Source organism: Humidesulfovibrio sp., assembly GCF_035560995.1.
Classification (GTDB): domain Bacteria; phylum Desulfobacterota; class Desulfovibrionia; order Desulfovibrionales; family Desulfovibrionaceae; genus Humidesulfovibrio.
The window spans coordinates 1-13642 of sequence record NZ_DATMYK010000358.1; the positions used below are offsets into that span (position 1 = coordinate 1).

A 13642-nucleotide genomic window follows, 5' to 3' on the forward strand; every position below is an offset into this window, starting at 1 on the left:
GCTATTGCCAGGAGCCCTCCGGCCGGCGCGCCCAGTAACCGGCCGGACTCAATTCATTGTTGACAAATATGGTCCGAAGGTTTTCTGTTGGTCCGTTTTCGTAGCGTTTTGACCGCCAGCTTTGCGACGCCCGACGTTTGACCATCCGGTCACGCCAGCAGGAGCGCGCAAAGCCTGGATGCGTCAGGCGCGCGTTTTGACCGCTTGGTCACAAACACGCCGCGAGGTACGTCCATGAGGCTCACCCTGAGGGAGGCCGCCGCCGCCCTGAACTGCACCGAGAAGACCGTGTTGCGCTGGATAGCGCACGCGGGGCTGCCCACGGTGCGTCTGGGGGGGCTGTATCATTTCAACCGCGCGGAGCTCATGGAATGGGCCATCCACCACGGCATCGGCTCAACCGCCCTGTCCTGCGAGCTTGAGCCCGAGCAGGACGGCCCTGGCGGCCCGGAGGGAAAGAACGGCGACTGCGCCCAGGTTTCGGCCCTGGCCGGGGCCCTGCGCGCGGGCGGCATCATGGCCGATGCGCCCGGAACGACCCTGCCCGAGGTGCTCTGCTCCGCCGTCGAACGCCTGCTCCCCGAAAGCTCCGATACCGCAGCCGCGGATCTGGCCACGGACCGCGAGCTGCTGCTGGCCATGCTGCTGGCGCGGGAGGCCACGGGCGTCACCGCCGTGGGCGGGGGCGTGCTGGTGCCCCATGTGCGCGCGCCGCTGGTTTTGGGCGATGCGCCGCGCATCCTGCTCATCTACCCGGCCGCGCCCCTGCCGGAAGCCGCCGTGCACACCCCGGACGACCAGCCCATCCAGGCCGTGTTCGTGCTGGCCTCGCCCACGGTGCGCGCGCACCTGACGCTCCTGGCCCTGCTCGCCGCCGCCCTGCGCGACGCGGACTTCCGCCAGGCCGTGCTCTCCCGCGCGCCTGAGGCCGCCATCCTGCAATCCGCCGCCGCGGCCGAGCATCAGCACCAGTCCGCCGCCAAGCGCTTCGGGAGGCGTCCGTGATCCTGTTCGCCGCCTGTCTGGCCGTCTTTCTTCTGGGGGCCGTGGTCTCGCTTTTGCCGCGTTCCTTCCGCGCGGCCAACTCCCTGGGCTCCGGCCTGGCGGTGCTGGGCTGCGCCCTGGGCCTCGTCCCGGCCGCGCAGGCGCTCATCGCCCCGCAGGACTGGACCCTGGCCCTCTCCTGGCCGCCGCCCTGGGGCCTGGGCAGGCTCGCCATCGACGGCGTCTCGGCCCTGTTCCTGGTTCCGGCCTTCGTGCTCATGGCGCTGGGCGCGGTGTACGGCCGGGGCTACCTGGCGCACATGGAGGGCCGCAAGCGCGCGGGCCCGCCCTGGTTCTTCTACAACATCCTGGCCGCGTGCATCACCGGCGTGTTCACCGCGCGCGACCCCATGCTCCTGCTGCTGTTCTGGGAGGGCATGGCCCTTTCGTCCTATTTCCTGGTCAGCATGGAGGACGGCGACGGCTCCGTGCGCCGGGCCGGGCGCATCTATCTGGTGGCCTCGCACCTGGGCGCGGCCTTCCTGCTGGTGCTCTGCCTGCTGCCGGGCGCATCCTGGCCCCCCGCCGACGGTCTGGCCGCAGGCGCGTCCATGCCCCTGGTGGAAGGAATCGCTCCGGCCGGGCTCGTCTTCCTGTTGGCGCTCGTGGGCTTCGGCTCCAAGGCGGGCCTGGCGCCGCTCGGCGTGTGGCTGCCCGAGGCCCACCCGGCCGCGCCCAGCCACGTGTCCGCCGTGCTCTCCGGCGTCATGATCAAGACCGGCGTGTACGGCATTCTGCGCGTGCTGCTGGCCTACCAGCCGGAAGCGTGGTGGGGCTGGACCCTCATCGGCCTGGGCGGAGTCACGGCCATCCTCGGCGTGGCCGGAGCCCTTGGCCAGGCGGAGCTCAAACGCCTGCTGGCCTGGTCGAGCATGGAGAACGCCGGGCTGATGCTCATCGGCCTGGGCCTGGGCGCCCTTGGCCGCGCCTGCGACGCGCCGCTGGTGGCCGCGCTTGGCTTCAGCGCCGCCCTCATCCACATGGTCAACCACGGGGTGTTCAAGTCCCTGCTGTTCTTCTGCGCGGGCAGCGTGCTGCACGCCACGGGCGAGCGCCGCATGGACCAGCTGGGCGGGGCGCTGAAACGCATGCCCGTCACCGGCGCGGCCTTCCTGGCTGGAAGCGTCGGCATCTGCGGGCTGCCGCCCTTCGGCGGCTTCGCCTCGGAACTGGTGCTGGGCCTGTGCGCGGTGAAGGGCCTGCTGCTGCCCACGGCCAGCCTGGACATCCCCAGCCTGGGCGCGCTGGCCGCCCTGATTCTTTGCGCCGGGATGGCCGCGGCCGTGTTCTCCGGGGCCTTCGGCGCGGTGTTCCTGGGCGAGCCCCGCAGCCAGATCGCCAAGACCGCCCACGAGGCTCCGGCGCTCATGCGCTGGCCCATGATCCTGCTGGCCGGCCTGGGCCTCTTGCTCGGCTTCGCCGCGCCGCTCTTGCTGGAGACCGCCCTGCGCGCCCTGGAGCCCAGCCTGCCCGGGGCCCCGGTCCTTGGCGCGCCCCTGGTGGACGGCCTGACCACGGCGTCCTTCGTCTTCGGCCTGCTGCTGGCGGTGTTCGGCGGACTCTTCCTGCTGCGCCGCGCGCTCTTGAAGGGCCGCGACGTACGCACCGGACCCACCTGGGACTGCGGCTACATCAACCCCACGGCGCGCATCCAGTACACCTATTCGTCCTTCGCCCAGCCCCTGGCCGAGATGTTCCGCTCCCTGACCGGCAAGACCGGCAGCACCACGCGTCCCTGGGGCCTGTTCCCGGCGCGGGCGGGCTACTTTGCCGAGGCCCAGGACCGCATCCTCACGGCCTTCCTGGCGGGCTTCGGCTATCTGGACGCCCGGCTGGAGGCCCTGCACCGGCTGCAGCAGGGCCAGGTGCACGTGTATGTGCTCTACATCGCCGCCACCCTGGTGGCGCTTCTGGCCTGGGGGTTGTGGTGATGGACGCGGGCTTCCTCCACCTTGACGCCCTGCCGCGCATGGCCGTGGGCCTTGCGCTGTGCCCGCTGCTCTTCGGGGTCATAAACCGCGTGAAGGCCAAATTCGCTGGCCGCACGGGCCAGCCCCTGCTGCAAACCTACTTCGATCTGGCGCGGCTCTTGAAAAAGGGCGCGGTGTACAGCCAGACCACCACATGGGTCTTCCCGCTGGGCCCCATGCTGGGCCTGGCCTGCGCCCTGTGCGCGCTCGCCCTGGCTCCCCTGGGCGGCCAGCCGGGGCTCGTGTCCTTCGAGGGCGACCTGTTCCTCTTCGCCGGGCTGCTTTCCCTGGGGCGCTTCGCCACCGCCGCCGCCGCGCTTGATACCGGCTCCAGCTTCGAGGGCATGGGCGCCAGCCGCGAAATGCAGTTCGCCGTGCCCGCCGAGCTGGCGCAAATCCTGGGCCTGGCCGCCCTGGCCCAGGCCACGGGCACCTACTCCCTGGCTGAACTTTTGGCGCGCATCGACATGGCGCGCTGGGCCGCCTTCGGGCCGGTGTTGTCCCTTACGGCCACGGCGCTGTTCCTGGTGCTTCTGGCCGAGACCTGCCGCATCCCCGTGGACGACCCCAACACGCACCTGGAGCTGACCATGATCCACGAGGTCATGGTGCTCGATCACTCCGGGCCGGATTTCGCCTTCATCCTCTATGGGCAGGGGGTGAAAATGTGGGCCCTGGGCGCGGTGCTGGCCGGGGTGCTGGTGCCCACGCGCGGCGATCCGCTGGCCGACGCCGCCCTGGGCGCGGCGGGAATCTTCGCCCTGGCGCTCATCATGGGCATCGTGGAATCGAGCATGGCCCGGCTGCGCCTGCTGCTGGTGCCGCGGCTGCTGGTCGGGGCCACGGCCCTTTCCGGCCTGGCGCTGATACTTTTGCTGAGGTAGCGCGCATATGCTCTCGCTGGTGGAATTCATCCTTGTCGGCCTGGTGCTGACGAACCTGGTGCTCCTGGGCACCAGCCGCATCGGCCTGTGCATCCGCATGGTGGCCTTCCAGGGCGTGGGCCTGGCCTTTCTGCCCCTGCTGGGCCACGGCGACCTGGCCCTGTCCTCGGTGGCCGTCTCCGCCGCCACGGCCCTGCTCAAGGGCTGGGCCTTTCCCTGGCTTTTGTTCCGCTCGCTGGAAAGCGCCCACGTGCGGGCCGAGGTGGAGCCCTATGTGGGCTATTCCAGCTCCCTGCTCTTCGGCGTGGCCGCGCTGGCCGTTTCCGTGTGGCTGGGCGGACGCATGCCCCTGCCCGGCCCCGGCGTGCCGCTGCTGCTTACCCCGGTGGCCTTCTTCACCATCCTGGTGGGGCTCTTCGGCATCGTCACCCGGCGCAAGGCCGTGAGCCAGGTGGTGGCCTACCTGGTGCTGGAGAACGGCATCTTCGCCTTTGGCGCGGTGGCCCTGCGCAAGGCCCAGTTCCTGGTGGAGATGGGCATCCTGCTCGATGTGTTCGTGGCCGTGTTCGTCATGGGCATCGCCATCTTCCGCATCAACCGTGAATTCGACCACATCGACGCCGACCGGCTGGCGTCGCTGAAGGAGTAGGCGGGGATGCTCGACGCGCTGACCATCCTCGCGCCCGCCCTTGCCGGAGTGGCCGCCTTCATCCTGCCGGAGCACCGCACCCGGCGGCTGCTCCTGTCGGCCACGGCCGTGGCGCACCTGCTGCTGACGCTCGGCACCTTCGCCAGCCCCTCGCGGCCCATGTTCGACGGCGCGCTGCTTCTGGACGAGCCCGGACGCCTGTTCCTGCTCATCACCAGCGTGCTCTTCGCCGCTGCGGCCTTCTACACCGGAGGCTACCTGGAGCGCGAAATGCGCGGCGCGCGGCCGGACATGGTGGAAGGCCAGCTCTTCTCCAACTCGCCCGAGGCGCGCTTCACCGGCTGCCTGCTGCTGTTCCTGGCGGCCATGAGCTTCGTGTGCATGGCGCGCAACCTGGGTCTTTTGTGGGTCGGCGTGGAGGCCACCACCCTGGCCTCGGCCCCGCTCATCTACTTCCACCGCCACCACAGGTCGCTCGAGGCCACCTGGAAGTACCTGCTGCTCTGCTCCGTGGGCATCGCCCTGGCGCTCTTCGGCACCTACATGCTGGCCCTGGCCGGCGGAGGCGAGGTCTCCCTGCACCTGGAGGCCCTCATGGCCGCCGGGCCCAGCCTCGACCCCGTGCTGCTCAAGGCGGCCTTCGTGTTCCTCTTGGTGGGCTACGGCACCAAGATGGGCCTGGCGCCCATGCACACTTGGCTGCCCGACGTGTACAGCGAGTCGCCCTCGGTGGTGGCCCTCATGAGCACCTGCCTCTTGAACGTCTCGTTCCTGGCCATTCTGCGCGTGCGCCAGGTGCTGGCCGCAGCCGGGCAGTCGCAGTTCGGCAACGACCTGCTGGTGTTCCTGGGCCTTACCAGCATGGCCTGGGCCGCGGTGTTCCTGCTGCGGCAGACGGACTACAAGCGCCTGCTGGCCTATTCCAGCGTGGAGCACATGGGCATTCTGGCCTTTGGCGCGGGCATAGGCGGCGCGGGCATGCACGGCAGCCTGATGCACGTGCTGGCCCACGGCGTGGCCAAGGGCGCCATGTTCCTCTTGGCGGGCAACATCCTGGCCGCGTACCTGACCAAGAACGTTTCCGGCGTGCGCGGCGCGGTGCGCGCCCTGCCCTTCTCCGGCCCCCTGTGGGTGGCCGGGGTGCTGGCGCTTACCGGCATGCCGCCCTTCGGCGCCTTCGTCAGCGAGCTGGCCATCCTGCGCGCGGCCCTGGCCGGAGACCGGCCCATCCTGGCCGTGCTGTTCCTGCTGCTGCTGGCCACGGCCTTCATCGGCATCACCACCGCTGCCCTGCGCATGGCCCAGGGCGAGAACACCACCCCGGCCCGGCCCGAGCCCATGAGCGCCACCTGGCCGCCCCTGGCCCTGCTGCTGGCGGCCCTGCTGCTGGGCCTGTACCAGCCCGCGCCCCTGGCCGCCGTATTGGCCGCCTCGGCGCGGCTCACGGGAGGCTTCTAGCCATGCGCAACGCCCAGGCCATACCCTTGCGCGCGGTGCCCGTGCTCCCGGCGGAGGAATTCTGCGTGGAGGTGCTGGAGGCCGTGCTGCACGAGGCCCGGCTCTCGGCCCTGTTCTGCGCGCCGGTGAAAAACGAACTGGGGAACGACGAGCTGCGGCTCTTCGCCGTGCTGGCCGAGGATCGCCTGGGCACTCTGCACGTGCTTTCCGCCCCGGCGGGCCAGGCCTACCCCTCGCTGACGCCGGACTGCCCCCAGGCGCACCTCTTCGAAAGGGAAATCTGGGAGACCTGGGGCGTGACGCCCCTGGGCCATCCGTGGCTCAAGCCCGTGCGCTTCCCCCAGCTGGACCCGCAAGGGCGCGAGATCATCGGGCCGGAGATCGGCCAGGCGCGCTTCATGGAGGCCCTGGGCGAGGGCGGACACGAGGTGGCCGTGGGCCCGGTGCACGCGGGCATCATCGAGCCCGGGCACTTCCGCTTTCTGTGCCACGGCGAAGATGTGCTGCACCTGGAGATTTCCCTGGGCTACCAGCATCGCGGCGTGGAGCGCGCGCTCGTGAACGGACCGGGCCCGCGCTTCTTGCAGCACATGCAGACCCTGGCGGGCGATACGACCATCGGCCACAGCACCGCCGCCTGCCAGAACCTGGAGGCCTTGTCCGGCTGCCGGGTGCCCGCGGGCGCGCTGGTTTTGCGGGCCATCGCCCTTGAGCTGGAGCGCCTGGCCAACCACGCCGGGGACCTGGGCGCGCTGGCGCTTGATGTCGGCTTCCTGCCCACTTCGTCGTTCCTGGGGCGCATACGCGGCGATTTCCTGAACATGACGGCCAGGCTCTGCGGCAGCCGCTTCGGCCGTGGGCTCATCAAGCCCGGCGGCGTGGGTTTTGATCTGGACGCGGCCAGGGCCGAGGCCGTGCGCGCGCACCTGGCCGAGGTCTTCCCCCAGTGCGTGGAAGCGGTGGAGCTTTTGTGGAGCACGCCGTCTGTGGTCTCGCGCTTCGAGCGCACGGGCGTGGTTTCCCGCGTGGACGCCCTGGCCCTGGGGCTGGTGGGCGTGGCCGCGCGCGCGTGCGACGTGGAGATCGACGTGCGCCAGGACTTCCCGGTGGGGGCCTACGCCTACTCGCACATCCCGGTGGCCGTGTCGCAGACGGGCGACGTGGCGGGCCGGGCCTTTGTGCGCCACATGGAGCTCTTGCACTCCGAAAAATTCCTGACCGAACATCTGACGCACCTGCCGGGCTGCGCCACGGCCTGCGGCTTCCAGGCCTCTCCGGGCAATCTGGCCCCGGAGCATCTGGCCGTAAGTCTGGTGGAGGGCTGGCGCGGCGAGATCTGCCACGTGGCCATAACGGACGAGGCAGGGCGCTTCGCGGCCTACAAGGTGGTGGACCCGAGCTTCCACAACTGGGCCGGGCTTTCCATGGCCCTGCGCAACCAGCAGATCTCGGACTTCCCCATCTGCAACAAGAGCTTCAACCTGTCCTACTGCGGGCACGATCTGTAAGGGGGCGCGGAAGTGATCCAGCATATCATCGCCCGCCTGCGCCAGGGGCACCGCACCCTGGCCTACCCCAAGGTCCTGCCGCAATTGCCGGACCGCTATCCCGGCAGGCCGGACATCGACCCGTCCGCCTGTGCGGGCTGCGACGCGGGCGGGGCCTGCGCGGCCGCCTGCCCCACCGGGGCCATCAGCCTGGAAACGGGCCTGGCCCTGGACCTGGGCCGCTGCCTGTTCTGCACGGACTGCGCGGCCGCCTGCCCGCGCGGAGCCATCCGCTTCACCGGAGATTTCCGCCTGGCCGCAAGCAGCCGCGAGGCCCTGGTCCTGCGCGGCCAGCCCCTGGAACTGGCCCGGCCCCTGCCGCCGGAACGCCTGCGCCTGTTCAAGCGCTCCCTCAAACTCCGGCAGGTGAGCGCGGGCGGCTGCAACGCCTGCGAGGCCGACACCAACGTGCTGGGCACCCTGGTCTTCGACCTGGGACGCTTCGGCATCCAGTTCGTGGCCTCGCCGCGCCACGCGGACGGCGTCCTCGTCACCGGGCCGGTGACGCAGAACATGCGCCTGGGCCTGGAAAAAACCTGGTTTGCGACGCCGGAGCCCCGCGTGGGCATCGCGGTGGGGGCCTGCGCCATTTCCGGCGGACCCTACGCGGGCCATGCCGAGACCAATGACGGCGGCGCATCCTTCCTGCCTGTGGACCTTTACGTGCCGGGCTGCGCGCCCCACCCCTGGACCATCCTGGACGGCCTGCTGCGGCTCCTCGGCCGGGGCGAGACGGGCTGAGCGCACAGGAAAAGCGCCGGCCACGCGAACGAGCGGCCAGCGTTGACAGGAAAGACGGCGGGGAGAAGGCGTCGGATCAGACCGGGCAGCGCTCCGGGGCCAGCAGACACACCTTGGCCGGGTCGGCCGCGGGCAGACGCAGAATGAGGGTGGTGGCGCCGGGCTCCTCCGTGTTCAGCGACAGGGTGCCGCCCATGGTGCGCACCATGAGCCGCGCCGAATAGGTGCCCAGGCCCGTGCCGTGGGGCTTGCCGGAGGTGGCGTACTTTTCGAAGAAACGCTCGCGGATGCCCTTGGGCACCTCGCCCTTGTTGCGGATGAAGACCTCGGCCAGGGGGCTCTCGTTCTCCAGCCGCACGGTGATTTCCGCGCCGTCGGGCGAGGCCTCGGCCGCGTTCTTGAGCAGGTTGGAGAACACCGCGTCCAGCAGCCTGCGTTCGCCGCTTACATAGAACGGCCCCTGCGGGCAGTCCGAAACCAGATTCAGCCGCAGGCCCTTGCCTTCCACCAGCGGGCGCAGCTCCGCGCGTTGCGTCTCCACCACGTCGCACAGGTCCACCGGTCCGAGCACGGGCTTGAACGCCCCGGCCTCCATGGCGTGCAGATCCAGGGACAGGGAGATGAGGTCCTGCATGCGCCGGGTCAGGATGCGCACCTCGGTCAGCACCTGCGTCTGCTCCGGCGTCAGCGGCCCCAGAAGCTCCAGCAGCTCCATGGCGTTCTGCACCGAGCCCAGCGGACTCTTCAAGTCGTGGCGCACCACGCTTTCCACATCGGTGCGCAGGGCTTCGGCCTTCTTGCGCTCGGAAATATCGCCCAGAACACCCAGATACCCGCTGAAGCGGTTGGCCGCGTCGGTCATGGGCCGTATGCGGCAGCTCATCCATTGGCGCACGCCGCGCGCATCCAGCATGCGCACCTCGCTCTCCAGCTCGCGCTTGTCCGCCAGGGTCTCATGCCAGAGCGCCAGGAAGTCCTCGCGATCCTCGCGCACGATGCTCTCCAGCCAGCGGTTCCCGGCCAGAGCCTCCTGGGTGCGGCCGGTCTGGCGCTGCATGCGCTCGTTGGCGAACACCAGCATGCCCTTGGCATCGGTTTCGAACACGCCCACCGGAGCCTGGCGGATGAGCCCGGACAGGCGCCGCTCGCTTTGCCGCAGGGCCAGCTCGGCCACGTGCTGGGCCGTTATGTCGCGCCCCATGGCCACTACGCCCAGGCAGCGCCCCTCGGCGTCCACCACGGCGGTCTTGACCACGCTGAGCCAGCACTCCTGCTCATTTGCCGCCAGCCGCTGGGTGAAGCTCACGGGTTCGCGGGTCTCCCGCGCAAGGGAGTTGGTGGAAAGCTGAATGCGCAGTTCGTCGCCGCTGAAAACCTCGCTCAAGGGACGGTCCAGCAGCTCCTCGCGCCTGCGGCCAAGGCGGGCGCAGAAACTCTGGTTCAGTTCGCGCAGCACGTCGTGCTCGTCGGTGACGAAGATGCTGTCCTGGGCGGACTGGAGCATGGCCCGCAGCAACCCTTCGCTCTTGGACAGGGCGGCTTCCGCCAGGCGGCGCTCGGTGATGTCGTGGCTGACGGAGACCACGCCCAGGCACTCGCCCGCGGCGTCGCACACCGGCGACTTGTGCACGCTGAGGTAACGCGTGCCGTCCGGCCTCTCCTGGGTCAGTTCGTAGGCCACGGGCTGCCGCTGGTCCATGATCCGGCGGTCCATCTCCACGTGGCGGTCGGCGGCGCGGCGGTCGAAGAAATCCTTCGCCCTGCGGCCGATGATTTCCTCGCAGGGGCGGCCCACAAGCTGGCAGAAGGCCTTGTTGGCCTCGCGGTAGATTCCCTGGGCGTCCTTGTAGCCGATGCCGTCCACGGCGGATTCCAGGATGGCCCTGAGCAGGCTTTCCCTCTGGTACAGGGAGCGCTCGGCCTGGAGCCTGGGGGTCACGTCATGGCCGATGAAGAACAGGCAGGAGCGGCCGTTGTGCAGGGTGATGGGCGCGGCGTCCAGCTCCATGTCGCGCAGCTGGCCGGTCTTCAGCCGGTGGCGGCTGGAAAAGCGCTTGCTGCCGCCCTGGTTGATGCCCTGCAGCAGCGCGCACAGATTCTCGTTGGACAGCAGGCTTATGTCCGCGGCGGAGAGCCCTTCCAGCTCTTCAGGCTGATAGCCGTAGAACTCGCAGGCGGCCTTGTTGGCCCCGATGACCTTGGCCGTTAGCGGGTCGATGAGAAACATCACCGTCTGGCTGGACTCGAAGGCCACACGGAAGACGCTGCCGTCCGGCAGCTCCTTGGCCCAGTCTTCGGGCGGGATGTCGTTGTCAGGTATGTTCATGCGTGCTCTTAGGGGGCTATAATTACGTATACCCGCCTTTCGCAGAGCTGTAAAACGGATTCTGATAAAAAACGGCCGCTATTCCACTTTGTGCAGGGTGGCGGCGTAGAAGAACTCGCCCGAGGCCACGTCCGGCGGGGTTGTCCAGGTTCCAGCCAGGCGCGCATCCGGCCGGGATTCCAGGAACCGAACCACCTGGCGCTGGTTTTCCTCGGCCGAGAGGGTGCAGGTGAGGTAGAAGAGCTGCCCGCCGGGCGCCAGCTCGTCGAAGCATTGCGCAAGCATGGCCGCCTGGGTGCGCGCCAGGGCGGTCACGTCCTCCGGGGTGCGCTTCCATTTGATGTCCGGCCTGCGCGAGAGGGTGCCCAGGCCCGTGCAGGGCGCGTCGAGCAGGATGGAGCCCGGCCGGACGGCAAGGGGCGCGGGCTGGTCTGCCCTGGCGCGGAAGGCCAGAAGCCGCCCCGAGGCCAGCGCCGGGGCCAGCTCGCGGCACAGGGCCCGCAGGCGGCCCAGGTGCGTGTCGCTGGCGAGCACGGGACCGTCCGGAGAAAAGGGCCCCGCCTCCAGGATCAGGCGGGTCTTGCCGCCGCGGCCGCAGCAGGCGTCCCACACGGGCGCGGCCCAGCGCTGCGGGTTCAAGGCGGCCAGGGCCTGGCGCGCGGCAAAGCCCTGGCGGTACAGGGCGGCGCGCTCGGCCTCGGAAAGGGCAAGTTCCTCGGTCAACGTATCAAGCCCGGTGCCGGACTGGAAGGCCAGGCCGAGGCCCTGCCTGCCCAGGCAGGCGGGATGCGCGCCCAGGCGGCGCGAAAGGGCCAGGGCGGCCTCCGGTCCCAGGCTCTCGGCCTCCACGGCCAGACCCATGGCGGGCGGCCGGGCCTGGGCCTTGAGGTAGCGGGCCACGTCTTCCTTGGGATATTCCTTGAGCCACAGGCGCACGATCCACTCCGGGCAGGAGTAGTAGCGCGAGAGCACCTCGGCCTCGTCCTTGGCGCCCTCCTTGTAGGGGCCCACGGTGCGCGCGGCCTCCGCCATGTCGGCCACGCGGCGCAGCACGGCGTTGAACAGGCCGGAAAGGTGCGCGCGGGTGTAGCCCTTGGCCCAGTCCACAGCCCAGTTGACGCTGGCGTAGGCGGGCACGCGGTCCAGGTGGATGATCTCGTGCGCGGCCAGGCCCAGGGTCAGCATGGCCTCGTCCGGCAGGCGGCGCGAGGGGTCGAGAAAGCGCGACAACAGCGCGTCGAGACGCCCCTTCAGGCGGCAGTAGCCGTACACGAGTTCAGTCACCAGCCCGGCGTCCCGGTCCGACAAGGGGTCCGAGGAGAGGGTGGTGTCCAGCGCGGCCTGGAGGTCGCGGCCTTCTATGAGGCAGGCCGAGAGACAGTCCAGCGCTGCGGCGCGGGCCGGAGGCAGAGAAGCCACGTGCCGCCCCTAGCGCTTGCGGCGGCGGCGGCGCTGGCCTTCGCCCCCCTGCCGGGGCTCGCCCTGGCGGTCATTCTGGCGGTCGCCCTGGCGGTCGGAACCTCTGCCGCGCTCCTGGTCCCCGGGCGCGGCCTCCGGCCTATGGCCGCTGGGCAGGGGCGGCGGGGTGTGCATGGCCTTCTGGTAGGCGTCGTCCAAAAGCATGCCCAGAAGCAGGGCCTGGTCGTCGTCCTGGGCCATGGCCCGGGCCACGTCCACGTAGCGGCGCATGCGCTCCTGCTCCAGGCTGTCCTTGGCGCGCCACTTGGCCTCCAGCACGGTGGCGATGCGCTGGGTCACGTGGGCGGCCAGATCGGCCTCGGTGGGCAGGGGGCGTTCCTCAAGCCGGATGCCGTACTGCCGGGCGATGCGCGTAAGCTCCATCTTCTGCATCACGTCCACAAGGGAGATGACCGTGCCCGCGGCCCCGGCGCGGCCCGTGCGGCCAGCGCGGTGGATGTAGCTTTCCGGGTTCTCCGGCGGGGAGTACAGGATGACATGGGACAGGCCGGGGATGTCGATGCCGCGCCCGGCCACGTCCGTGGCGATGAGAAAGCGCAGCTGCCCGGCGCGCACGCTGGTGAGCACCTGGTCGCGGCGCGACTGGGTCAGGTCGGCGGAGAGCTCGTCGGCGTTGTAGCCGAAGCGCGAGAGCACCGCCGTCAGGTAGTGCACGTCGGCCTTGGTGTTGCAGAAGATGATGGCCGATTCCGGGCTTTCCATCTCGATGATGCGCATGAGGCAGCGGTCCTTGCCCATGCTGGGCACCTCGTAGAACGCGTGCGTCATGTCCGCGATGTGCACCTGACCTTCGGACAGGGACAGGCGGCCCGGATCGGTGAGGAATTCCTGCGCCAGGCGCAGCACCTGCTGCGGGAAGGTGGCCGAGAACATGGCCCCGTGGATCTTCTTGCGCGGGGGCAGGTAGCGCTGGATGTCCTTCATGTCCGGGTAGAAGCCGATGGACAGCATGCGGTCGGCCTCGTCGAAGATGAGGGTGGAGAGTTCCGAAAGGGACAGGGAGCGCTTGAGCAGGTGGTCGAGCACGCGGCCCGGGGTGCCCACGACGATCTGCGCGCCGCGCTTGAAGGCCTCCAGCTGGGTGGCGTAGCCCACGCCGCCGTAAACGGCCACGCATTCAACGCCCGTGCCGGCGAAAAGGGTCTCGGCCTCGGCCGCCACCTGCTGGGCCAGCTCACGCGTGGGCACCAGGATGAGGGCCTGGCAGGAGGTGTGCGCGGCCTTCAGGCGTCCCAGAAGCGGCAGCAGGAAGGCCCCGGTCTTGCCGGAGCCCGTGCGCGCCTGGACCATGATGTCGCGCCCGGCCAGCATGTAGGGCAGGGCCTGTTCCTGCACGGGCATGAGCTTGCCCCAGCCCGCGCGGCCGCAGGCCTCCTGCAGAAGCGGCGGCAGGTCGGCCAGGCGCACCTCGGGCAGGGCGTCCTCCGGGGCTATCTCGCCCACGGCTTCGGCCCGGGGGGCCTTGGCCTGCTCCTGGGCGAAGAGCAGGGCCTTCTGCACCTGGGTCAGGCCCGGGGCCTGCACATACTGCTGGCGGGCCGGGG

10 protein-coding genes are annotated in these 13642 nt (G+C 70.1%); 7 read left to right on the plus strand and 3 right to left on the minus strand.

Going from position 1 to position 13642, the window contains the following annotated elements:
- The first annotated feature begins 234 nt into the window (after positions 1-234).
- From VN419_RS14230 to VN419_RS14260, 7 genes are read left to right on the plus strand one after another with little or no spacing between them, the layout of a single operon-like run.
- Positions 235-1005 carry a PTS sugar transporter subunit IIA gene (locus VN419_RS14230; protein ID WP_325647880.1) on the plus strand — a complete coding sequence of 257 codons (771 nt, stop codon included), beginning with the start codon at positions 235-237 and terminating at the stop codon, positions 1003-1005.
- Positions 1002-2975 carry a proton-conducting transporter membrane subunit gene (locus VN419_RS14235; RefSeq protein WP_325647881.1) on the plus strand — a complete coding sequence of 658 codons (1974 nt, stop codon included), beginning with the start codon at positions 1002-1004 and terminating at the stop codon, positions 2973-2975. The genes VN419_RS14230 and VN419_RS14235 overlap by 4 nt, the downstream gene beginning before the upstream one ends.
- Positions 2975-3898 (plus strand): respiratory chain complex I subunit 1 family protein, encoded by a 924-nt coding sequence (locus VN419_RS14240; protein ID WP_325647882.1) that lies wholly within the window; start codon positions 2975-2977, stop codon positions 3896-3898. The genes VN419_RS14235 and VN419_RS14240 overlap by 1 nt, the downstream gene beginning before the upstream one ends.
- 7 nt (positions 3899-3905) lie before the next feature.
- Positions 3906-4547 (plus strand): NADH-quinone oxidoreductase subunit K, encoded by a 642-nt coding sequence (locus VN419_RS14245; RefSeq protein ID WP_325647883.1) that lies wholly within the window; start codon positions 3906-3908, stop codon positions 4545-4547.
- A 6-nt stretch (positions 4548-4553) separates the two neighbouring features.
- Positions 4554-6005: a proton-conducting transporter membrane subunit gene (locus VN419_RS14250; RefSeq protein ID WP_325647884.1), complete on the plus strand. Its 1452-nt coding sequence runs from the start codon at positions 4554-4556 to the stop codon at positions 6003-6005.
- Between the two features lie 2 nt (positions 6006-6007).
- Positions 6008-7513, plus strand: a complete 1506-nt coding sequence (locus tag VN419_RS14255; RefSeq protein WP_325647885.1) for an NADH-quinone oxidoreductase subunit C — start codon at positions 6008-6010, stop codon at positions 7511-7513.
- A 12-nt stretch (positions 7514-7525) separates the two neighbouring features.
- A complete protein-coding gene (locus VN419_RS14260) occupies positions 7526-8293 on the plus strand; it encodes a hydrogenase (RefSeq protein WP_325647886.1) in 768 nt (255 codons plus the stop codon).
- Positions 8294-8369: 76 nt separating this feature from the next.
- On the opposite strand, the gene VN419_RS14265 is transcribed toward VN419_RS14260, so the two are convergent.
- The 3 genes from VN419_RS14265 to VN419_RS14275 form a co-directional block, all read right to left on the minus strand.
- Positions 8370-10619 carry a PAS domain S-box protein gene (locus tag VN419_RS14265; protein ID WP_325647887.1) on the minus strand — a complete coding sequence of 750 codons (2250 nt, stop codon included), beginning with the start codon at positions 10617-10619 and terminating at the stop codon, positions 8370-8372.
- 78 nt (positions 10620-10697) lie between these two features.
- The gene (locus VN419_RS14270; RefSeq protein ID WP_325647888.1) at positions 10698-12038 is read right to left on the minus strand and encodes a transcription antitermination factor NusB; all 1341 of its coding nucleotides are present in this window, start codon (positions 12036-12038) and stop codon (positions 10698-10700) included.
- A 9-nt stretch (positions 12039-12047) separates the two neighbouring features.
- Positions 12048-13598 carry a DEAD/DEAH box helicase gene (locus tag VN419_RS14275; RefSeq protein ID WP_414652941.1) on the minus strand — a complete coding sequence of 517 codons (1551 nt, stop codon included), beginning with the start codon at positions 13596-13598 and terminating at the stop codon, positions 12048-12050.
- Positions 13599-13642: the final 44 nt, after the last annotated feature.